Consider the following 20,402-nt stretch of genomic DNA (forward strand, 5'->3'; position numbering starts at 1 on the left):
GCTGCGCGACCGGTATATACTGCGTGACCAAATCCCCTGACGACCCGCCGCCCAAGATGCCCCAGCACACCTTCTTCGCCTCCGCACCCAAGCACATGGGGAGTCTACTCGCGGAGGAGCTGGCCCGACTGGGCCTGCAGGGAGCGATCGAGGCGCGTGGCGGGGCGCGGTTCGTCGGTGAGATTCAAGACGCCTATCGGGCATGCCTCTGGTCGCGAGTCGCGAACCGCATTCTGCTGCCGCTCGCGCAGTTTCCGGCGGCGGGACCGGACGAGCTCTATGCCGGGGCAGAGAAGATCCACTGGGAGGAGCATCTCTCGCCCGAAAGCACCTTCGCCATCCAGCTCGACGGCATCGTGAACGGCGTCACGCATGGCCAGTTCGCCGCCCTGCGGGTCAAGGACGCGATCGCCGATCGTTTCACCCGTCTTCTGGGCTATCGGCCGAGCGTCGATGCCCACTCCCCCGACCTTCAGATCCATGTCTATGTCCATCAGGATCAGGCATCGGTCAGCATCGATCTGTCCGGCACCTCCCTGCATCGACGCGGCTACCGCAGCGAGGGCACCTCTGCCCCGCTCAAGGAGAATCTCGCCGCCGCCATTCTGCTGCGTGCCGGTTGGCCGGACATCGCAGCCGAGGGCGGCGCCTTGCTCGATCCCATGTGCGGCTCCGGGACGCTCGTGATCGAAGGTGCCTTGATCGCGGCGGACATCGCGCCGGGTCTGTTGCGGGAGCGTTTCGGGTTCATGGGCTGGTTGCAGCACGATGAGGCAGCCTGGCAGCGGCTGCTCGACGAGGCCGAGATCCGGCGCAGCGCCGGTCTGCAGCGTCTCGGCTCGCTGCGCGGCTACGATCAGGACCCGCGCGCCATCCGCATCGCCATCGAAGACCTGGCGCGGGCCGGTCTGGCCGGTCTGGCGCATTTCGAGCGGCGCGAGCTGGCCGACTGCCGGCCGGGTCGAGACGACGACCGCGGCCTCGTCGTCGTCAACCCGCCCTACGGCGAGCGGCTCGGCTCCGATGCCGAGCTGCCGGCTCTGCATGCCCGCCTGGGCTCGGTGCTCAAGGAACGCTTTGAAGGCTGGCGCGCCGCGCTGTTCACCGGCAGCCCGGACCTCGGCAAGCACCTTGGCCTGCGCGCACACCGGATCCACCATCTCTACAACGGCCCCATCGAGTGCCAGCTGCTGCATTTTCGGATCGAGTCGAGCGACTTCGTGGTCAATCGGCCGCGGACGCTCGAGCCGACCGAGCGCAGCGACGGCGCGACCATGCTCGCCAACCGGCTCGCGAAGAATCTCAAGGCGCTCGGGAAATGGCGCCGCAAAGAACAGATCGACTGCTTTCGGGCCTACGACGCGGATCTACCCGAGTACGCGGTCGCCGTCGATGTCTACGAAGGCGAGCCTGAAGATGACGCGCCGCAACGCTGGGTGCATGTACAGGAGTATGCCGCCCCGACGAGCGTCGATCCGAAACGCGCTCGGCATCGGCTGCGCGAGGCGTTGAGCGTGATCCCGGAGGTGCTCGACATCCCGGAATCACGGATGTTCTTCAAGGTGCGCCGGCCGCAGAAGGGCAACGCCCAGTACGAGCGGCTCGCCGAAACACGCCGCTTTCATGCGGTCAAGGAGGGCGGATTCCAGTTCTTGGTCAATTTCGAGGACTATCTGGACACAGGGCTCTTTCTGGATCATCGCGACATTCGGCGCATGATCGGCGAACTGGCCGAGGGCAGGAGCTTTCTGAACCTTTTCGCCTACACGGGGACGGCGACGGTTTATGCCGCCAAAGGCGGGGCCACGCGCACCACGACGGTGGACATGTCCCGGACCTATCTGGATTGGGCTCGGGATAATCTCGCGCTGAACGCGATTCCGATGCAGCGCCAGGAGCTGGTTCAGGCGGATTGTCTGCAGTGGCTGGAAGAGGCCGCCGGCAAGCGCCGATTCGACCTCATCTTTTTGGATCCGCCCAGCTTCTCGACTTCCAAGCGGATGACGGACACGCTCGATATCCAGCGCGACCATGTCGGCCTGCTTCGAGCCACAACCCGGCTTCTGGAGCCGGGTGGCCTGCTGGTGTTCTCGAACAATCTGCGCCGGTTTAGACTGTACTCCGAGGATTTGGCGGATCTCGAGATCCGGGACATCAGCCGCGAGACCATCCCTCGCGACTTTGTCCGCAACCCGCGAATCCACCAGTGTTGGCGCATCACCAAGCCGGCGTGAGCGCGCCCGCCGCCAGATCTGCTCAGCTCTCTGTGGGGTTGCTCACCGTTCCGTTGTCGGTCTGTTCGATCATCACGATCTCGACGCGCCGATTCTCGCGCCGCCCCCGATCAGTCGCGTTGTCGGCGATCGGCCGTTCGGCGCCGTAGCCTTCGGTGCTGAGTCGAGCGGGATCAACCCCGCGATCGATCAAGGCCTGCATCACCGATTCCGCACGCTGCCGAGAGAGGGCCTGATTGATCTCCGGATTGCCCAGGCTGTCGGTGTGCCCGGCGATCTTCGCCTTCAGATCGGGTCGCGCCGCCAGCATCTCGGCGATCCGGTCGAGTGTCGGCAGCGCTCCTGCCGGCAGGTCGGCACTGCCGCTCGGGAACCGAAGCTCCTCCCCGCCGAGATTGACCAGAATGCCCTCCGGGGTGATCCGTCCGCCGACCTCCGCCGCACCCTCGTACAGCGTGCGGATCCGCGCGATCGACCCCTCTGCTTCGGCGAGCTCGCGCGCATGCTCGGTCGCTGCAGCCTGCATCCGCGCACGCAGATCGGCAGCGGCCGCATCAGCCTCGGCGAGCGTTGTCCGCAAGGCATCCATTTCCTCCGTCAAGGCGGCGATCCGGGACTCGGATTCGGTGTCCGCCAAGGCGGTATCGCGCTGCGCACGGACCACGCCGAGCTGCTGCTGCAGGGCGATGCGTTCCTGATCGAGCCTCGCACCGGCCGCCCGCAGCGCCCTCGCATGATCTTCGGCCAACTTGGCGATCTGCATCTCGGCCTCGGCCGCAACGGCATCGCGCTGACCGCGAACCACAGCAAGTTGTTGCTGCAGGGCGGTACGCTCCTGATCGAGCCTCGCACCAGCCGCCCGCAGAGCCGCGACGCGCTCGTCGGACAGCTTCGCGATCTGCCCCTCGACCTCGGTTGCAACGGCGTCACGCTGGGCACGAACCACCGCGAGCTGTTGCTGCAGCGCGGTGCGCTCTTGGTCGAGTCTCGCCCCGGCGGCCCGCAGCGCCGCGGCCCGCTCTCGGGACAGCTCGGCGACCTGCGCCTCGGCCTCGACTGCAACGGCATCACGCTGGGCGCGAACCACCGCGAGCTGTTGCTGCAGCGCGGTGCGCTCTTGGTCGAGTCTCGCCCCGGCGGCCCGCAGCGCCGCGGCCCGCTCTCGGGACAGCTCGGCGACCTGCGCCTCGGCCTCGACTGCAACGGCATCACGCTGGGCGCGAACCACCGCGAGCTGTTGCTGCAGCGCGGTGCGCTCTTGGTCGAGTCTCGCCCCGGCGGCCCGCAGCGCCGCGGCCCGCTCTCGGGACAGCTCGGCAACCTGTGCCTCGGCCTCGTCTGCAACGGCATCACGCTGGCCGCGAACCACCGCAAGCTGTTGCTGCAGCGCGGTGCGCTCTTGGTTCAATCGTGCCTCTGCCGCCCTCAGTGCCGCCGAGCGTTGCGCTGCAGCTTTGTCCAGCAGCGCAGCAATCCGCATCTCGCCATCGGCTGTGGCAGCGTCTCGCTGGCCGCGAACCACTGCCAGCTGCTGCTGCAATGCCGTGCGCTCTTGCCCTAACCGAGCTTCCGCAGCAGTGAGACTCCGCTCGATCTGGCTCAGCGTCGCTGCATGCCGACGGTCGAGCTCGGAGACCTCGGACTCGGCCTCGGCGATCGCGGTCTCTGCGTCGGCAATCGCAGCGTCGCGCTGCGAGCGAACGGCCTCCAGCTCTCCTAGCAATGCGGTGCGCTCCTTTTCGGCGAGTCCGGCGTCCTCTGCAGACAATGACGTATCGCCGACCGCCGGCTCGGCCGCCAGGAGGGCCGCAACCTCAGATATCGGCGGTGATCCGGTGTCGCCCTCGACAGCTGTTTCCGCGGAGGTGTCCGCGAGCACGGGCGCCGACTCCTCGGGCGCAACTCCCGGCCGTTCTGTCCGATATCCGGCCAACTCGGGGTAGTCGCCGAGCATGCTGACCCCGAGAAGCGGTTTGAACGCACCCTTGTGACAGGTGTCGCAAGCCACTTTGGGTGCATCGCCGGTCGGGCCCAGGCGCTCGGGGGGATACAAGGTCTTCAGGGGGTTAAGGTACTCGCCGTTGAGGTCGCGCACCATCCGAATGCCATGCCACGCGGTGACCCGCTGAGGCGTGCTCTGTTCCCATACACCCATCGCTCGGGTCTGATGGCAGTATGTGCAATTGACGCCCAAGGAGTTAGACATGTACATCATCAGGGCGTACGTCCATTCCGCCTTTTTGATCGAATTTCGATTATCCGACGGCAGTGCCGTTTTCCCCTGAACCGAGACCTGCGTGTCGCCTTCCAAATACGGCGTCAAGGGATCGAACGGGAGCGCCGCGTTGCCGATTGTCCGCATACCCGCCGTATTCTGACCCGCTTTCACCCCGGTGATACCGGCCGAAGGGGTTTGTGGGCCAGGATTCGTGAACCAGGTTCCCGACGGGATCGGCTGACCACGATGACAGGTCCAACAGGTGACCCCGGTGCCCACAACGTGCGACTTCCAATTGGTGTTGATATCCCGGGTCATCCGAAGCATTTGCCGCGAGACAACCTTCGTATATTTCTCGTCCGAGGCCAGGTTCTCGGTGTTGTGACAATATTCGCAGCCCTGTTCCGGCGCCACCCAGGTCGAAATGGCCTGCATCAAACGTGCGAACTCGAGGGCATCCAAATCGGTGAGTACCTGGACGTTTTCATTGACCTCCGTCGCGAGGGGTATCGCCGGGTCCGGCGGATCGCGCGGCTCGGGTTCGGGGATGCCGTGGATGTCGGCTGCCGCCTTCAATCGACCGGGTTTATCGATATGAATCATCGAAGTACCGCGCTCGCCCCACTGCACGCTCTCCGTGCGATCGCAGCCGACGAGGCTCACCAAACTGAACACCATCAGACCCGTCACCACCCACGTCGGGCCTCGCCGGCTCGATCCTCGATGCGACCGAATCTCTCTGACGAGGGTTGAAAACGGCAAAGCGCCGATGGCGTTTTGCCGGTCGATCCGCCGCATGCGCCGGTGCAGGGAACGCACCCGCGCTTGCTCCGAAGTGCCTGCGGGACACCTCATCGCTGTGACCTCCAATGCTCGATGCCCTGCGTCCGGCGCACCGGACGACCGGCTTTGTTTTAGTGGCGTAGTTGCGAGGTCAATGCCCCGTCTTCCGACTCCTGCGTCTGAGCCAAACCCTCTGTTGTCTGCGTCCAGTGTGCGGTCCTGTCGCACCGATCGAGTCCGCTGCGGCGGGATCGGTGTCGTTGCGCCGATCCGCCGTTGCTCCTATCGCAAGGCGGGTCGGACTAGGCTGCGCCCTTGGGTTTGAAGTTTCGGCACCAGCCATTAATCGGGACCAAGCGCTTTCCGAAAAATGAGCAGGGTCCGAGCGCCTCGCCCGGCTCTCCGGAAAACAGCTGACATTCGCTGCATTTCTGCTCGACCGTGTGCTTCGGGTATTTCGCCTGATCGACCTGTGTCGTCTCCAAGCGGAAACCCATCGACTTGGCGTAGGCGTCGTCCTCGGTCAGGATCTTCTTTGTTGCCTCGTCGGCAACGCTCAAGCGGCCGAATGCGAGCGCCGAGCCGCCCGCAACCAGTTGAAACATGAACGTCCGGCGATTGCATTCGCTCATCGTGCATACCCTCGTTTGGTGATGTGTGTAAGGTTGCAATAAGGCGCTCCATTACCGACGCAGAGCCCGCTGCGCCGGGCTTTCGCCCGATCGCAGACGCGGTCAGCGACGCGATCGGAAACTCGGCCGTCGCGACGATCCTGTATCGAATGTCATCCAATCGAGGCCGACCCGGCTCCTCGGTCGCCAAGGTTATCCGTCCACGTGACGTCGATACGATCGCCCGGCTGGCCCCCCTTGAATCGAAAGGAGATCAAGGGATCCTTCGAAACGGCGATACTCAATCGTGCCCGCAACACCGTCCGATCGCCGAGATTGACCTCGACGTCGCTGATGTAGTGGGCGCGACGCCCCCTGCCCGATGCGTCCAACCCCAGGCCCGTCTCCATCGGATGCGGCATCAAAACCATCACCTCGGTGAGGCCGTTGTTGCTCTTCGCGCGGATTCGTATCGGATCAGCCATTCTCTGTTTCGCTCTCGCCCCGTATCCCGGAAAACCGCCCTCGTATAGGACTTCGGATGCTCAAACACATCCCCCGACCGTCACCCGAGTCTCCGCAACCCTGGAGTAGAGACGGCCTTTCGCCCTCACTACGGCGTAAACCGTCCCGGTTTCCGCCAACTTCAGACGTATCGAGATGAACGGCTCGGTCCCGTCCGGAATCTCGAAGCGAACGGCAACCGGGTAGGGGTTGCTCGGGACCAAGACATAGATCTCCTCGACATCGTCGAGTGTGCTCGACACCCTCACTGGAACCACTGCCCCGTCTTCGACCACGCCGGGCAGTGCCAGATCGACAGCAGCGTCGCTCACCGGAATGCTGCCTAGAACAGCAAGCGCGTCGTCGATCGTCGTGGCGGAGAACAAGTCGGTGAGGTACGGCGTCTGTGCACGGGCCGAGCCGATCAAACCGACGCTAAGAAGCGCCAATAAAGCCCCGCCGGCCGCCACAAATCCTCGCCGCTGCCGATCGACGCCGGCATCCGCTGTGATGGAGCACATCCCGATCGAGCCAGCGCGCCGGTCAAACTCCCGCTCTTCGCCGGGGTGCTCGCGACCTCGATAGCCGATCATGGCGCGGTGCGCACGAGCCGCAGTGCATGCCGCTCGTTCTTTGCCGTGTGCTGAACGCCTTCCGGTCCGAAGCTCAGCGCATAGGCGAATGTCTCGAAGCCCTCGCCCGGTCGCAACGAATTAGTCCAGAAGACGCTGGAAGGGGTCTCCGGAAAAATCGCCAAGTTGATCCGAGGGCTCTCGCACTGCCTCTCTGCAATCATCGCCAGTTCGCTCAGGTTCGGCACACGCCAGTCGTTGAAGAACCGTGCTCCGCTCGCGTTCATTGCGGCTGCAAGATCCTGTGCCCCCTGCCAGTCGTAAAGGGCCGCTTCCCCGACACAGGTACCGCCCGACCAGGTTTGCCCTGCGGAGCAACGCATCCACATCAGCTGGGCTACATCGTCCGTGACGGTGCCGTCGCCGTTGTCGCTGAACCGCTCCGTCGGCGACGACAGCGGGTACCGGCTGGTGTCGCAGGCTTGTTCGGCGAAGGCTTCGCCCATCAAACCGCCTAGGACGATCATAAAAAGGAGAGGCGCTCTCATAAGCACAACCGGCAACCGATTCAAAGGCGACCAAAGCGCCGTTTCGGCGCTCGACGCAAGATTGTCGACACCGCTCGCAATCCACCTGCGGGAACCCGCAATACGGGGACCCGCAGATGCCCGACAGTGCCGAACGGCCTCAGGGTCTGTTATCGACCCCGATGCCCGTCGGGGTCCGTGCGAAGCCGGTCCCGTACTCCACGACGATGGGCGTGGTTTGCTCGCTAGCCAAACCAGGCGTTATTTCCTTACCACGATGGAGGTAGAAGGCGTAGGCTTCCATCGCGGTCATATCGTCACCGTCGACATCGAGCCGAGTGCCTGCCTGCGGGTTCTCGATACACCAATTCACCATCTCTCGAAAGGGAATGACCTTACCGTACATCGTCATGTATTTCGGGAAGGTCTGTGGATTGGACGCAGCCGTATCGGGATGACAGTTTCCGCACGCGAGACCGTTGGTCGTCATATCCGCACGGCTGCCGTGCCAAAGGTCATACCCTAAGGCAATCGACTCGACCAGAGCAGCCTTCTGCGCCGCGAGCTCTTCATCCGTGAATGGCGCACGGGCCCAACTGGTTCCCGCAGCAAGAACCGCAGCGAGCGCGGACACGGCCAAGACCCGTTCGATCTTCAGCATCTTATTCGTTGTCATCGCTATCCCCTTAGACCTTGAACCCATCTCTCATGAATGGTGTAAGTGAGTCTTCGAACGGCTTGTATTGAACCAGACCTTCGAACGACCCGCTAAGATCGATGACTTGTGTACCCATACCGTCGGTCGCAATCGAGGGATCCGCCCGGTTCATACGAGTCTCGGGGAAGGCGAGCTCGACCGGGGGATAAGGCCAAGGCCACGCGGTTCCCAATGCCGCAACCGAACTCATGTTGCCGATCCGGTTGTATAGAGTCTGATGAACATGGCCGTGGTAGGACATGACGTTGTCGAATTTCGACAGAATTTCACGAATCTCCGGCGCATCCGAGGTCTGGAAGTTCCAGCGGGGGTAGTAGTCCCAGAGCGGCGAATGCGTGAAGATAACGACGGGTGTATCTGGAGCCAGGTCCTTGACGTCGTTGGCAAGCCATTCGAGCTGCTTCTCGTGCACACCCCAAGGACCGGGGATCGGGCTTTCGAGCATTTCCATGACGGTCATGCGCTCGAGCGGAGTCATTCCCGCCTCGGTCCAGAAATCGCGGACCAGGATGGAGTTGAGGCCGATGAAATGCACACCCTTGTGGTTGAACGACCAGGTCTCGTCGCCGAAAAGACCCCGCCATGCATCGCCCATGTCGAGATACCAGTCGTGCTCGCCCGGGATGATCTTCAAAGGCATCTTAAGCTCGGCAAGGATCTTGCTGCCTTTCACCAATTGGTCTTCCGTTCCGTTTTGTGCAACGTCGCCGCCGAACAAGACGAAGTCGGGAAGGGGCGTCATCGCGTTGACCTGAGCGACCGCCTCAGCGAGCTGCTGGTCGAATTTATGATCAGGCATGCTGTAGAGATGCGAGTCGCTGACGATTGCAAAACGGAATGGCTCGACACCCCGCTTACCCGTCTGCGCGCGAACGATATCGACAACTCCGAGATTGATTCCGACCGCCTGCGCGACCAAGGTCGTTAAGCCGGCTTTACCTGCGAACGACAGAAACTGCCTTCTGCTGTGATCTACAATGTCAGACATTGTTGTCTCCACCTCGATGTAGGCGTCTTCTGAACAGCGCCATGTTATGTTGATACCGTGTCCAAGATCTATTGAACGCATCGACAGGTCAATACGCGGCAACTGACCGAGCGAGGCGATTACGCAGGAGTCCGACCCGCGATCAATCGAGCGGGAATATCTATCGCTTTAGTCGTTAGCACCTATCGTCATTATTGACGTGATTAGGATGTAGTGTCGACAGGAATGGTGTCAAGAGTCCGACCAAAATAATTTTATCGGTAGTCTGCCCTTCGGTTATTCCATCATATTAGTAAAATCGAATACGGTGGATCTATTGATCTTCAGACCATTTTTAATCCGGAAAATGTGAATTCATCGAGTGAAATGTGGTTATTCGAGCTGTCACGATTCGGGGAATTTCCCGAGATGATCCAGACCACTATGCCGTGGCTCGGATGACCAACGCATTCACCCGAAGCTTTTGTTCGATCAAAAGCGTCAGACAGGTCCAATGACTGCGTTATCATGCGAAGATCGGGATGTAAACAAGGGCCGGCGCATCGAGTTTCAAGCATCGGTCAGGGCGTGGACGAGAGCAGCAATAGAGGAGACGATCGATGAGCGCGGCTGACCCACTCATCCTTTTTGGTTCGGCACACGTGAGCAGCATACTCATGATCGCCGCGGTCGGGATCGGGTTGCCGCTGTTGGCGCGCCGAACGTTGAGCATCGCAGCGCAATACCACGCCGGACTCGTAATTGCGGCCCTTTTGATCGGCCAGGAAGGCTTTCACATCTGGCTGCTGTCGAGCCAATACGATCGGCTCTTGAGTAGCCTGTTGCCTCTGCATCTGTGCGGACTGTCGGTCCTGCTCACCGCATGGACCCTCGCGTTGCGGTCGTATTCCGCCTACGAGATCGTCTATTTCTGGGCGTGGGGGGGGACCCTTCAGGCACTCGTCACGCCGGATCTGGACAGGGGATTTCCGGACCCGGCCTTCATCGCCTTTTTCCTCGGGCATGGACTCGTCATCATCGGCGTCCTTTATGCCACCTTGGTTTATCGTTTCAGACCGCGACTCGCCTCCATCTTCAAATCCCTCGGCGTTTTACTGCTCGTGGTCGCCATCGTTGCTCCCATCAACCTCTGGTTGGGAACGAACTATCTCTTCCTCTGCAGCAAACCCGAACAGGCGTCCTTGATGGATTATCTCGGCCCCTGGCCTTGGTACATCCTGAGCCTGGCCGGACTGGCGCTGGTGTCGAGCGTTGTCTATTACCTGCCGTTCCTGATCGGGGATCTCGTCGCGGCGAGGTCACGCGCGAAACGGCGCTTGCCCCCGTCATCGACGCTCTGATGCGGGCCGCATCTCGCGACTGAACGGCATCAAACGGCGCATAGGCTGCGCGGACGCACCGAGACAGGTATCGATCCGGGACTGTCGGCGGGTATCGGGTCGAGCCAGGCTCGCACGCCCGGGTTCAATCCGACCGCCGCCTCCAGCACGACGCCGCCCGCAGGATCGGGTAAACAGAACGGGATGCCCATCTGGGCCGCTGCAATCGCAACGCCGACCAATGCGGCGATCTCGGGTCGTCCGCGACAGCCCAAGGCATCATAGGGGTCGAAGCACGCGGGTACCTCGGGGAAGCACCGACCGAGACAGGGCAGATCATGGGATCTACCCCGTGCATCCGCGCCCGTTGCCGGGGGCCGGCAGTCGGCCAAAAGGGACACCGACGGAGCCATAGCAATCAGACGTATGACCCCTGCAAGCTTGGCTCGCTCGGCCGCGTGGCGACCGGCGCTCAAGGCGACATCAAGGCGGTGCTTATCCAGTCGGGGGGCCACTCGACACGGCCGATCCTCGCCGCAGATTCCTCGACAGTCCCTCGGGAGCTCGTCAGAATCCTCTTCGGAACAGCTCCTTAGCTGAAGGATCTCGAATTCGAGATCCGCATCGTTCTCGAGATCATTCAGTCGCTGCGCGACGCCGGAAGGGTTGTGCACCGCGAACCGCGTCCGACCCTCGCGCGCAAAGGAAAGCGAGGCGGACCCGGAAGCGAGCTCGACGAGCACGACCCGCGCACGGCTCGCGCACGACAGCGCCGGATCGACCAACACCGGAACATATGCTCGGGATGCACCGACATGACTTACCCGACGATCACCGATCCAGCTTGACCCATCGCAATGACCGAGATCGTCATGGGATGCGTGCAGCCCCTCCGGAACCCGGGGGCGATCGCGATGCGCCGCCGGCACACTCAGCCAGCCCGGTCTCAAGAGGCTTCGGTCCCGCTGCCCGGCGCCGCGCCGCACAGTATCCGCTCGATATGCCCGAGATCCAGATGCTGCTCGATGCTGTCCGCCAAGCGTTCCAGTGCCGCCTCGCGGATCGCACGATAGTCCGGGGTTGCGTGCACTGTGAGACCGGCCCAACGCAGCAACGCCGACGTCGCAGCGGGCGACTCGAAGAGTCCGTGCAGATAGGTCCCCAAGATCCGTCCGTCCTCAGAAACCGCACCATCCGGACGCTCGCCTCGTCCGTCGTTCAGGAGCACGGCCGGATGTTCGAGCGCCGGACCGCTCGTCCGGCCGGCATGGATCTCGTACCCCGTCACCGCGGCATCCTCGAACCGGAGCCGGCCGGAGACGTTGGCCAGGATCTTCTCGGGCGCGAGCCGGGTTTGCAGATCCAACAGACCAAGGCCAGGGCCCTCGCCCGGATCGCCTTCGTGACCCGACGGATCCAGGATCCGAGTGCCGAGCATCTGAAAACCAGCGCAGATCCCGATCAGCCGGCCACCGTAGCGCAGATGCCGCGCAATCACGGGCTCCCAACCCTCGCGACGCAGCCAATCCAGATCCGAGCGCACCGACTTGGATCCGGGGAGGATGATGAGATCCGCAGGCGGCGGAACCTCTCCGCTCAGGACATAGCGCAGGTCGACCTGAGGATGGAGCCGCAGTGGGTCGAGGTCGGTGTGGTTGCTGATGCGCGGCAGCCGCGGGACGATCACTCGCAGGGCATCGCTCGGCTTGTCGGTCTGGAGCACCGCGACGGCATCCTCGGCCTCCAGGTGCAAACCGTGCAGATAGGGCAAGACGCCGAGCACCGGCTTGCCCGTCTCGCGCTCGAGCCAGTCCAGACCCGGCTGCAAAAGCGCAAGATCGCCTCGGAAGCGATTGATGACGAATCCCACCACCCTCGCCCGCTCGCTCGGTGCGAGCAACGCCAGCGTGCCGACCAAGTGGGCAAAGACCCCGCCGCGGTCGATGTCCGCCACCAGGATCACCGGGCAGTCCACCGCCTCGGCGAACCCCATGTTGGCGATGTCGTGCTCGCGCAGATTGATCTCGGCCGGACTGCCGGCGCCCTCCACGACGATGCGATCGAAGGACGCGACGAGCCGGGCATGGGACTCCAGTACGGCGGCGCGGGCGATGCGTTTGTAGTCCTGATAGGCGACGGCGTCCATGTTGCCGACGGCCCGGCCCTGGATGATGACCTGGGCGCCGCGGTCCGAATTGGGCTTGAGCAGGACCGGGTTCATGTCGACGCTCGGCGCAAGCCCGCAGGCCTGCGCCTGCACCGCCTGGGCCCGGCCGATCTCGCCGCCGTCGGAGGTCACGGCGCTGTTCAGGGCCATGTTCTGCGGCTTGAAGGGTGCAACCTTGACGCCGCGTCGGCTGTAGCATCGGCACAGACCGGCCACCAGGAGACTCTTGCCCGCATCCGAGGTCGTGCCTTGGACCATGAGGGTCGCTGCGGTCATCTCGAGTCTCCCGGGAGGGGCCCCCGGGCGGGCGCGAGCGGCGGGGCAGCCGATGAAAAAGGCCGAATACCGGGGGCCTCGACGGCTGCATGCCGGAACGCATCCCCGCGCGCGTCCGACGCCAGACAGCGCAGCCCCGACTCGAGCCGCGCCCAGCTCGCCTCTGCACCCGGCAGTCCGAAGCGAAGACTCGAGGGTACGTCGAATCGCCGCACCCAGATGCCTTGCCGTGCCAGTCGATCCTGAATGGCGGGAGCCTCCGCGGTGCAGACCCATTGAAACAGATCGGTTGCGCCCGTCGGCACAAGGCCGTAATCGGACAGCAGACCGGCAAGTCGGGTCGAGGCCAGGCGCAGCGATGCGCGGGTCGCCTCCTGCCATGGCGAATCGGCCAAGGCGAGGCGCGCGACATGGCGGGCGGGACCGCTCAGTGTCCAGGGTCCGAGCCGCGCACGCAGCGCCTCGCGCAGATCGGGCGTACCGAGCACGAATCCAACGCGCACCCCGGCGAGTCCGTAGAATTTGCCCAACGAACGCAGCACGATCAAACCCGGGCGCTCGGTGTAGCGGGCGAGGCTGTCCTGCGGGGTCGTGTCCATGAATGCCTCGTCGACGAGAAGCCACCCGCCCCGTGCAGCGAGCTGCGCGTGCCATTCAAGCAACCGACTCACCGACCAGCGTCGACCCGTCGGGTTGTTCGGGTTGATGACGACGAGAACGTCGAGGCTGTCCGGACCCGCGCCCAACTCGTCCCCCGGGTTCCCGTCATCGAGACTGACCAGGGTGTGACCGGCCCGCTGCCAAGCCTGCGCATGCTCCTGATAGCCTACCGTCGGCACCCCAACGCGTCCGGGCACCCGCAGCTGGGGCAGAGCCTGGATCGCGGCCTGTGAGCCGGCGACCGGGAGAAGCCCGGGCGCGCAGTAACACCGCGCGGCCGCTTCCTCGAGACCATCATCCTCTTCGGGTAGCCGCGCCCATGCGGTGCCGGGCACCTCGGGCACGGGCCAGCCATCGGGATTGATGCCGGTCGAGAGATCCAACCAATCCTCCACGGGGATGCGGTAGCGTGCCGCAGCCGCGCGTAGGCGCCCGCCGTGCTCCAGAGGCAGCGGCGTGGGAGCGAGCGATCCGGCAGTCGACGAGCGAATGGCAATCATCGCGCCAATCTGCCAGCGGGGTCGATTGTGTGCAAATCGAAGGTCGGGGTCATGGAGATCATCGATCGCTCCCTCGTGCGCCCGAGCCCGACGCATCCGAGCGATCGCATGACGCACAAGCTCTCAGGGAGCGACAAACGTCTGATGGGCCTCGCGACAATGCGAGCGGCAGCGCTCACTCGGTCTGTTTGGCGTCCAGCCCGATTCGGCTGTATTGGATACGGACGGCCATCCAAAAGGCGTAGGCCGCAAGCACCATCAGGAAACCGAGGATGTCGAGGACGGAAAAGACCCGCTCGCGGTCGACGACGAACCAGATCGCGGCCAGAACCATCCCGGTGAAGAGGATTCCCATCACATAGAGAGGCGCGAGGCCGAGCCGCATGCCTTCCAGGTTTTGATGGATCTTCTGCTCGCGGTTCTGCGCGGCGGCGCGCTCGCGGGCCCCGATCACGGCGCGTCGGTGGGCCAGCGCCTGGTAGACCAACCAGGCACCCATAAGAAGACAGATTGCTCCGAGATAGTATTTCATCGCGTGGTTGCCTCAATCTTCGGTCAAGGACAGAGGTCTCGGCACCCCGCCGAGCCGCAGGCGATGCTACTCGCGCGCGCCGGTGCCAACAAGCCAACGCGTCCCGCTATATGGCCCGCCGGGAGCGGCGGTAAGATTTCGGCCGTCAAAGGTTGGCCGCTCCCGTGCGGATCCAGTCGACCAGGGATTTCACAGCCAGACCGGCCCCCTCGACCATGTCCCCGAGCGTCTCGACCAGACGATCGGCGACAATGACGATCGTCCGAGACACATTCTCCGCCGGCAGCAACCCCCAATCGAGCGCGGGCGCAAACCACGCCAACGCAGCGACGACAGCCAGCATCGCGAGACTGCTCCGAGGATCCGCGAGACTGAAGGGCTTGAGCGCCGTCCCGAAGGAGCGCTTGACCCGACTGTTCAGGAGGTCGACGCTGTAGATCTCGTCCAGGACGAGGTGCGTGAGGTAGCCGATCCCGACCATGAGACCGGCGATCCAGGCCGACTCCGCGGACCGCTCCATCGTCCAATAGGCAATGTTGACGGTCGCCAGCGCCGCTGCGGCGATCCCGAGCCAGGAATGCCAGATGCCGCGGTGGACGGTCGCACGGGTGAAGATCTCGATGATCAGATAACGCACGCAGAGAAAGACGCCGACCCAGATAAGCGCGACCTCCAGCGGCAGAAATTTGCCGATCAGAGGAAGGGTCATGGCGAAGGCCACCGCAACCCCGAGCACGTTGAAGAAGGCACGCACGGGCTTGGAGGCATCGGCATCGATGTCCGGAAGGAGACTCCCGGCGACACCCAGTGCAAAATAGCCGAGAGTTGCGCCTTGCTCGACCAGCCCGGCGCCGTGCAAGCCGAGCACAGCGGCAACGCTCACGAAGATGCCACCGTTGAGATGAGTCTGGAAATTGGCCATGCGCGATCGTGGGTCCGGGAACAGAGGGGTCCGATTGCCGGCCCCGAAGCCCGCAGAGCCTAACAGGGCGGAGGCTCAAACGGTGAGCCTGCCCCTTCGAAATCCAACAGGATCATCAGGTGATGCCCTTCCCCTACCCCGCCCCGTCCAATGACTTCCTGTGCGACCATGCCCGACTCCTGCGCACCAGCTATCGACACCTCACCGGACGCGACCTGACCGACCCCGGTGTGGACGACCGCGAGGCCGCCCGGCGCCTGTTCGAGGCGCCCTTTGCGCTCCTGTCGCATACGGCCGACCCGGATCCGATCCTGGCCTACGGCAACCGAAGGGTTCTGGATCTGTTCGAGCTCGATTGGGAGCAGCTGACGCGGATGCCCTCGCGCTTGACCGCCGAGGCACCGGATCGGGAGGAGCGCGCACGCCTGCTCGCACAGGTGACGGCCCACGGCTTCATCGACCATTACAGCGGGGTGCGCGTATCCTCGAGCGGTCGGCGGTTTCGCATCGATGGGGCCGTCGTCTGGAACCTGATCGATCAAGAGGGGCGGCATCGCGGGCAGGCGGCGACCTTTGCATCCGTGCAGCCGCTCGCGTGACCGAACCCGCTGCTCGCCGCGTTCGGTCAGTCACACACCTGGATCCACTGTCTTCGGAGGTTGGCGTCATGTCGGGGTCCCCTTTCACCATCGCACTCGTGCAGGAAACCGATCAGGGAAGCGTCGCGGCGAATCTCGATGCCTGCGAGCGTGGAATCCTCGAGGCCGTCGCGGGCGGTGCGCGTCTCGTAGTGCTCCAGGAGCTGCACAACAGCGCCTACTTCTGCCAAATCGAGGACCCGAACAACTTCGATCTCGCCGAGCCGATCCCGGGCCCGAGTACCGCACGCCTGGGCACTTTGGCGGGCGAGCTCGGTGTAGTCATCGTCGCCTCGCTGTTCGAGCGCCGCGCCCCCGGGCTCTATCACAACACCGCAGTGGTTCTGGACAGCGACGGACGGCTCGCCGGTGTCTATCGAAAGATGCACATCCCGGACGATCCCGGCTACTACGAGAAGTTCTATTTCACGCCCGGCGACCTCGGCTTCGAGCCGATCGACACCTCGGTCGGACGCCTGGGCGTATTGGTCTGTTGGGATCAATGGTATCCGGAGGCCGCACGTCTGATGGCGTTGGCCGGTGCGGAGATCCTGCTCTACCCGACCGCAATCGGCTGGGATCCCAACGACGCTCCGCAAGAGCAGGCCCGCCAGCGCGAGGCATGGGTCGGGATCCAGCGCAGCCATGCGATCGCGAACGCCCTTCCCGTGGCGGCCTGCAATCGGGTCGGATTCGAGCCGGATCCGAGCGGAGCGACGGCAGGCGCACGGTTTTGGGGACATTCCTTCGTCTGCGGCCCTCAGGGCGAGGTCCTCGCACAGGCCGGCGACCAGGGCCCGCAGATCCTCCTTGCACAGATCGAACCGGCGCGCATCGAGCAGGTCCGCCGACTCTGGCCCTTCCTGCGCGACCGCCGCATCGACGCCTACGGCGATCTGACGCGTCGGTATCGCGACCCGTAACACGCCATCATAGCGAGGCTCGTGGAGGTTGTGCCGAGCCGTGCGAGGCACAACTCGACAACTGTTTTCTGAAAGGATGCCAACCGCGTGTCGCTGCGACGAGGCTCGCCCGCACTCAAACGAATCAGGGATCCCCAAACGCGATTCAATCCCTCCGCGTCTCGAATCGAAATGGCGCCGCCGAGATCCCGTCGGCCGTGTGGATCAATACCCTCGCCTCCCACTCCATGCGCGCCCGCACACACACCGGCAAGGTCCCCTGCCCTTCATAAAGGCCCGGCCCGACCGCCTCCAGGCCAGCACGGTTGTACCCCATGTTCATGTCGACACCGGCGAAATCGACCTCCACCGCGCGAACGTCGAAGCCGGCCGTCTGCACGACAAGCCGCAGCGGCGTCACGACCGGGATACTCCTCGGCTCGATCGCAAAGCGCACGCTCTCCCCGCCGCCAAAGCGCGCTTCACAGGGTCCGGAACGCAGATCACAGCTCGGATCAAGGGGTGCGACCTCGGACAGCGTCGGGTTCAGCAGCGGCCAGGCCTTATAGAGTGCGACAGCGACGACGGCGGCGAGCAGCACGCCGGCGATGGCCCAGAGCAGGACGGTGGGGCGTCCGGGCGAGGAGGTCTCAGTCATGGCGGGCTGCATCGGTTTCGTTCGGACCGGGAAAAATGAAGGATCGACGACCAGTTCAGACCGGTAGGGACAACGTTGGGGGAACTCGCTCTCGTCCATCCCCGTTTCACCGGCCGCCCACGGCTCGGCGCTCACTCTTGCCCATCGACTCCACTTCCTCCGCAAGGTGCAGCGTGTCGATCTCGGCATAGCGCCCTTCACGCAACAGCCAAGCGGTCTGCATGGACCAGTCGTACAAATCTTGGTCGTGGAGCGTTTGAGACATGATGACGGACTCCGGGACGGGCGCCAACCTCGAATCATTTAAAGTGTGAGGGTGAATCTTCCCGAACGCCAGATCATTCAAGAAAGACATTCACCCTCGCCGCTGCACCGCGGGCGTCGACAACCGAGATGGCCACATAACCGGGGCCGTCGGGCGCCCAACGGGCGGTTCGGGCGTAGGGTTCGCGTACGACCGGCGCACCGTCGACGAACCAGGTGAAGGGCGGCACACCGTCGCGAACCCGCAAGACCAGATCGGCGGCCCGACCGCCGCCGAGGCCCAGCTCGACGTGCGCACCCTCGGGCGGATAGGCAATCTGCGGTGCATGGACGCCGCCGCGCGAGGCGGCACGCGGATCCTGAACGCGACGCAGCGGCGGGGGGAGCTCCGCCGAGGTCGTGCTCAGGATGCCGGGGGGTGAGGGCGGCAGCGGGGTCATCGGACCGAGACGCGCAAAGACCTCGACCAGCACGGGTGCCGCGGCATCGATGCCGGCGACCCCGGGCACGGGCGCACCGTCGGGACGGCCGACCCAGACGCCGGCCACATGGCGCCCGTCGAACCCGATTGCCCAGGCATCGCGGTAGCCGTAGGATGTCCCGGTTTTGAAGGCGAGCACACCGGGCGCGCTGTTGGTCGGTGCCGGGGCGCCGGCAAGGATCGAGGCGACATACCAGGCCGCGCGCGCCTCGAGCACGGGTGCTCCGGCATCCGCGGCGATGACGACGCCGAGCGATCCGGAGCCGGCAGCCTCCTCGTCGAGGGTGTCCCGCAAGATCACCGGGCGACCGCCGCGAGCGATGGCCGCATAGATGTCGACGAGGTCCGTCAAGGACACGCCCACCCCGCCAAGGCCGACCGCAAGCCCGGGCGGACTCAGATCGGGAAGCACCGGACGCGCACCGGCCCGTCGCATCCGTGCGACCAGACGCGCCGGTCCGACCGCATCCAGCAGCTTGACCGCCGGGATGTTGAGCGAGAGCTGCAGCGCCCGACGGACCGTGACCGTTCCTTGAAATCCCAGGTCGAAATTGGCCGGAACATAGCCGCCGAAGGCGCTCGGACGATCCTCGATCAGGCTCTCCGGATGGGCGCGACCGTCCTCGAAGGCGAGCCCGTAGATGAGCGGCTTGAGTGCCGAACCCGGCGAGCGCACCGCACGCGTCATGTCGACATGACCCTGCCGAGCCGTCTCGAAAAGACCGGCGGAACCCACGCTGGCCAGGATCTCGCCGCGCGCGTGATCGGCGACCAGGATCCCCATCGAGACCCGCGGACCGAGCGCCGCGGCACGTGCGTTCGCGAGCTGCTCGAGGCGCTCCTGCAGACCGGCGTCGAGCGTCAGGTGATGAACGGCGCGCTCGGGCTGCGCACGCCTCAGTCGATCGGTCAGATGCGCCGCCAGCATCGGCGCGTCCAAGCGTGCCCTCGGAACGGGCTCGGCGCGCGCCGCTGCCGCCTCGTCCACGTCGATGATCCCGGCCAGGCGCACGTGCTCGAGCACGCGGTCGCGCGCCCGACGGGCAGCCTCGGGGTGCCGGTCCGGCCGGCGTGTCTCGGGTGACTGGGGCAATGCGACAAGCAGTGCCGCCTCGGCCGGTGTCAGGCGTCGCGGTTCCTTGCCGAGCCACGCGAGCGAGGCCGAGCGCACACCTTCGAGGTTGCCGCCGTAGGGGGCAAGTGTCAGATAGGTTTGCAGGATGGCGCTTTTGTCGAGCCGTCGCTCCAGCCAAAGTGCAGTGCGGATCTGCCGGAGCTTGCCGCCTGCGTCCCGTGTCGAGCGCGGTTCCAGAAGCCGCGCCAGTTGCATGGTCAGGGTCGAGCCGCCCGAACGGATACCTCCTTGGCTCAGGAGCTGCCAGCCGGCACGCACCAGCGCGAGTGCATCGAACCCCGGATGTGACGCGAATCGGCGATCCTCGTAGGCCAGAAGCATCGCCACATAGGTCGGATCGACCGCACCCAGAACGACCGGCAGACGCCAGCGTCCATCGACGACCGTGAAGGCCCGCAGCAGACGCCCGTCACGATCCAGCATCAGGGTCGAGGTGGCCATCCGCATATTCGGCGGCGGAGTGGTCTCGATCAGAGCATCAAACCCCGCTCGACCGCCCACCAGCAGGAGCAAGACGGCGCCGAGGGTCGCGAGCGGCTTGATCAGCGCGCCATTCACCGAGACCACCCGGGCCGTGTCACGGCGAACCCTCTGTCCTCAGCCGTCAGTCGCAGCGCTGCTGCCGTGCGCGACGGGCTCTGAATCGCGAGCCCGCGCGTCCGCAACAAGCAGCCCGGCACGCGCGAAGATGCCGAGCAAACGCTCGAGACTGGCCGGTGCGATCTGCTCCGACCGGCCCTTGGCCTCGCCCGGCGACCCTAACGCCGCAGCCAGTTCCGGGTCGGTCCGAATC

20 protein-coding genes are annotated in these 20,402 nt (G+C 64.6%); 4 read left to right on the forward strand and 16 right to left on the reverse strand.

What is annotated here, in order from left to right; translation table 11 throughout:
- The first annotated feature begins 56 nt into the window (after positions 1 to 56).
- The gene (gene rlmKL / locus GPT33_RS08810; RefSeq protein WP_296807589.1) at positions 57 to 2,234 is read left to right on the forward strand and encodes a bifunctional 23S rRNA (guanine(2069)-N(7))-methyltransferase RlmK/23S rRNA (guanine(2445)-N(2))-methyltransferase RlmL; all 2,178 of its coding nucleotides are present in this window, start codon (positions 57 to 59) and stop codon (positions 2,232 to 2,234) included.
- Positions 2,235 to 2,256: 22 nt separating this feature from the next.
- Here rlmKL and pufC read toward each other — a convergent pair whose 3' ends face one another.
- From pufC to GPT33_RS08845, 7 genes are all read right to left on the reverse strand, one after another.
- Positions 2,257 to 5,145: a photosynthetic reaction center cytochrome PufC gene (pufC, locus tag GPT33_RS08815; RefSeq protein ID WP_296807538.1), complete on the reverse strand. Its 2,889-nt coding sequence runs from the start codon at positions 5,143 to 5,145 to the stop codon at positions 2,257 to 2,259.
- A 392-nt stretch (positions 5,146 to 5,537) separates the two neighbouring features.
- Positions 5,538 to 5,867, reverse strand: coding sequence for a high-potential iron-sulfur protein (locus GPT33_RS08820; RefSeq protein ID WP_296807540.1), 330 nt, complete (start codon positions 5,865 to 5,867; stop codon positions 5,538 to 5,540).
- Positions 5,868 to 6,019: 152 nt separating this feature from the next.
- On the reverse strand, positions 6,020 to 6,331 hold the full coding sequence (soxZ, locus tag GPT33_RS08825; protein WP_296807544.1) for a thiosulfate oxidation carrier complex protein SoxZ: 312 nt from the start codon (positions 6,329 to 6,331) through the stop codon (positions 6,020 to 6,022).
- A 60-nt stretch (positions 6,332 to 6,391) separates the two neighbouring features.
- On the reverse strand, positions 6,392 to 6,871 hold the full coding sequence (locus GPT33_RS08830; protein WP_296807547.1) for a thiosulfate oxidation carrier protein SoxY: 480 nt from the start codon (positions 6,869 to 6,871) through the stop codon (positions 6,392 to 6,394).
- 68 nt (positions 6,872 to 6,939) lie between these two features.
- The gene (locus tag GPT33_RS08835; protein WP_296807549.1) at positions 6,940 to 7,428 is read right to left on the reverse strand and encodes a DUF1566 domain-containing protein; all 489 of its coding nucleotides are present in this window, start codon (positions 7,426 to 7,428) and stop codon (positions 6,940 to 6,942) included.
- 181 nt (positions 7,429 to 7,609) lie between these two features.
- A complete protein-coding gene (locus tag GPT33_RS08840; RefSeq protein WP_296807552.1) occupies positions 7,610 to 8,125 on the reverse strand; it encodes a hypothetical protein in 516 nt (171 codons plus the stop codon).
- A gap of 10 nt (positions 8,126 to 8,135) precedes the next feature.
- Positions 8,136 to 9,257, reverse strand: a complete 1,122-nt coding sequence (locus GPT33_RS08845; RefSeq protein WP_296807554.1) for a metallophosphoesterase — start codon at positions 9,255 to 9,257, stop codon at positions 8,136 to 8,138.
- A gap of 497 nt (positions 9,258 to 9,754) precedes the next feature.
- On the opposite strand from GPT33_RS08845, the gene GPT33_RS08850 reads away from it, so the two are divergent.
- Positions 9,755 to 10,495: a TIGR02206 family membrane protein gene (locus tag GPT33_RS08850; protein ID WP_296807556.1), complete on the forward strand. Its 741-nt coding sequence runs from the start codon at positions 9,755 to 9,757 to the stop codon at positions 10,493 to 10,495.
- Positions 10,496 to 10,524: 29 nt separating this feature from the next.
- Here GPT33_RS08850 and GPT33_RS08855 read toward each other — a convergent pair whose 3' ends face one another.
- From GPT33_RS08855 to GPT33_RS08875, 5 genes are all read right to left on the reverse strand, one after another.
- Complete coding sequence (locus GPT33_RS08855; protein WP_296807558.1) at positions 10,525 to 11,148, reverse strand: hypothetical protein; 624 nt, start codon at positions 11,146 to 11,148, stop codon at positions 10,525 to 10,527.
- 272 nt (positions 11,149 to 11,420) lie between these two features.
- On the reverse strand, positions 11,421 to 12,917 hold the full coding sequence (locus tag GPT33_RS08860) for a cobyric acid synthase (protein WP_296807560.1): 1,497 nt from the start codon (positions 12,915 to 12,917) through the stop codon (positions 11,421 to 11,423).
- Positions 12,914 to 14,077 (reverse strand): threonine-phosphate decarboxylase CobD, encoded by a 1,164-nt coding sequence (cobD, locus tag GPT33_RS08865; RefSeq protein ID WP_296807562.1) that lies wholly within the window; start codon positions 14,075 to 14,077, stop codon positions 12,914 to 12,916. The genes GPT33_RS08860 and cobD overlap by 4 nt, the downstream gene beginning before the upstream one ends.
- 175 nt (positions 14,078 to 14,252) lie before the next feature.
- Positions 14,253 to 14,609, reverse strand: a complete 357-nt coding sequence (locus GPT33_RS08870; RefSeq protein WP_296807563.1) for a hypothetical protein — start codon at positions 14,607 to 14,609, stop codon at positions 14,253 to 14,255.
- Positions 14,610 to 14,754: 145 nt separating this feature from the next.
- Positions 14,755 to 15,531, reverse strand: coding sequence for a metal-dependent hydrolase (locus tag GPT33_RS08875; protein ID WP_296807567.1), 777 nt, complete (start codon positions 15,529 to 15,531; stop codon positions 14,755 to 14,757).
- Positions 15,532 to 15,653: 122 nt separating this feature from the next.
- Here GPT33_RS08875 and GPT33_RS08880 point away from each other — a divergent pair, with 122 nt between their 5' ends.
- Positions 15,654 to 16,130 carry an MEKHLA domain-containing protein gene (locus GPT33_RS08880; protein WP_296807570.1) on the forward strand — a complete coding sequence of 159 codons (477 nt, stop codon included), beginning with the start codon at positions 15,654 to 15,656 and terminating at the stop codon, positions 16,128 to 16,130.
- Between the two features lie 68 nt (positions 16,131 to 16,198).
- Positions 16,199 to 17,092 (forward strand): carbon-nitrogen hydrolase, encoded by an 894-nt coding sequence (locus GPT33_RS08885; protein ID WP_296807573.1) that lies wholly within the window; start codon positions 16,199 to 16,201, stop codon positions 17,090 to 17,092.
- A 145-nt stretch (positions 17,093 to 17,237) separates the two neighbouring features.
- On the opposite strand, the gene GPT33_RS08890 is transcribed toward GPT33_RS08885, so the two are convergent.
- The 4 genes from GPT33_RS08890 to GPT33_RS08905 all read right to left on the reverse strand — a co-directional run.
- Positions 17,238 to 17,729: a hypothetical protein gene (locus GPT33_RS08890; RefSeq protein WP_296807576.1), complete on the reverse strand. Its 492-nt coding sequence runs from the start codon at positions 17,727 to 17,729 to the stop codon at positions 17,238 to 17,240.
- Between the two features lie 106 nt (positions 17,730 to 17,835).
- The gene (locus GPT33_RS08895; RefSeq protein ID WP_296807579.1) at positions 17,836 to 17,994 is read right to left on the reverse strand and encodes a DUF29 family protein; all 159 of its coding nucleotides are present in this window, start codon (positions 17,992 to 17,994) and stop codon (positions 17,836 to 17,838) included.
- Between the two features lie 73 nt (positions 17,995 to 18,067).
- A complete protein-coding gene (pbpC, locus tag GPT33_RS08900) occupies positions 18,068 to 20,176 on the reverse strand; it encodes a penicillin-binding protein 1C (RefSeq protein WP_296807583.1) in 2,109 nt (702 codons plus the stop codon).
- Between the two features lie 30 nt (positions 20,177 to 20,206).
- The coding region (locus GPT33_RS08905; protein ID WP_296807586.1) for a hypothetical protein at positions 20,207 to 20,402 on the reverse strand (196 nt) is incomplete at its 5' end.

The organism is Thiocapsa sp. (assembly GCF_011390875.1).
Classification (GTDB): Bacteria; Pseudomonadota; Gammaproteobacteria; order Chromatiales; family Chromatiaceae; genus Thiocapsa.

What these genes read in the sequence shown, in the direction of transcription:
- rlmKL (WP_296807589.1), top strand. Translation starts at nt 57, where the DNA reads ATGCCCCAGCACACCTTCTTCGCCTCCGCACCCAAGCACATGGGGAGT.
- GPT33_RS08820 (WP_296807540.1), bottom strand. Translation starts at nt 5,867, where the DNA reads ATGAGCGAATGCAATCGCCGGACGTTCATGTTTCAACTGGTTGCGGGC.
- soxZ (WP_296807544.1), bottom strand. Translation starts at nt 6,331, where the DNA reads ATGGCTGATCCGATACGAATCCGCGCGAAGAGCAACAACGGCCTCACC.
- GPT33_RS08830 (WP_296807547.1), bottom strand. Translation starts at nt 6,871, where the DNA reads ATGTGCTCCATCACAGCGGATGCCGGCGTCGATCGGCAGCGGCGAGGA.
- GPT33_RS08835 (WP_296807549.1), bottom strand. Translation starts at nt 7,428, where the DNA reads ATGGGCGAAGCCTTCGCCGAACAAGCCTGCGACACCAGCCGGTACCCG.
- GPT33_RS08840 (WP_296807552.1), bottom strand. Translation starts at nt 8,125, where the DNA reads ATGACAACGAATAAGATGCTGAAGATCGAACGGGTCTTGGCCGTGTCC.
- GPT33_RS08850 (WP_296807556.1), top strand. Translation starts at nt 9,755, where the DNA reads ATGAGCGCGGCTGACCCACTCATCCTTTTTGGTTCGGCACACGTGAGC.
- GPT33_RS08860 (WP_296807560.1), bottom strand. Translation starts at nt 12,917, where the DNA reads ATGACCGCAGCGACCCTCATGGTCCAAGGCACGACCTCGGATGCGGGC.
- cobD (WP_296807562.1), bottom strand. Translation starts at nt 14,077, where the DNA reads ATGATTGCCATTCGCTCGTCGACTGCCGGATCGCTCGCTCCCACGCCG.
- GPT33_RS08870 (WP_296807563.1), bottom strand. Translation starts at nt 14,609, where the DNA reads ATGAAATACTATCTCGGAGCAATCTGTCTTCTTATGGGTGCCTGGTTG.
- GPT33_RS08875 (WP_296807567.1), bottom strand. Translation starts at nt 15,531, where the DNA reads ATGGCCAATTTCCAGACTCATCTCAACGGTGGCATCTTCGTGAGCGTT.
- GPT33_RS08880 (WP_296807570.1), top strand. Translation starts at nt 15,654, where the DNA reads ATGCCCTTCCCCTACCCCGCCCCGTCCAATGACTTCCTGTGCGACCAT.
- GPT33_RS08885 (WP_296807573.1), top strand. Translation starts at nt 16,199, where the DNA reads ATGTCGGGGTCCCCTTTCACCATCGCACTCGTGCAGGAAACCGATCAG.
- GPT33_RS08890 (WP_296807576.1), bottom strand. Translation starts at nt 17,729, where the DNA reads ATGACTGAGACCTCCTCGCCCGGACGCCCCACCGTCCTGCTCTGGGCC.
- GPT33_RS08895 (WP_296807579.1), bottom strand. Translation starts at nt 17,994, where the DNA reads ATGTCTCAAACGCTCCACGACCAAGATTTGTACGACTGGTCCATGCAG.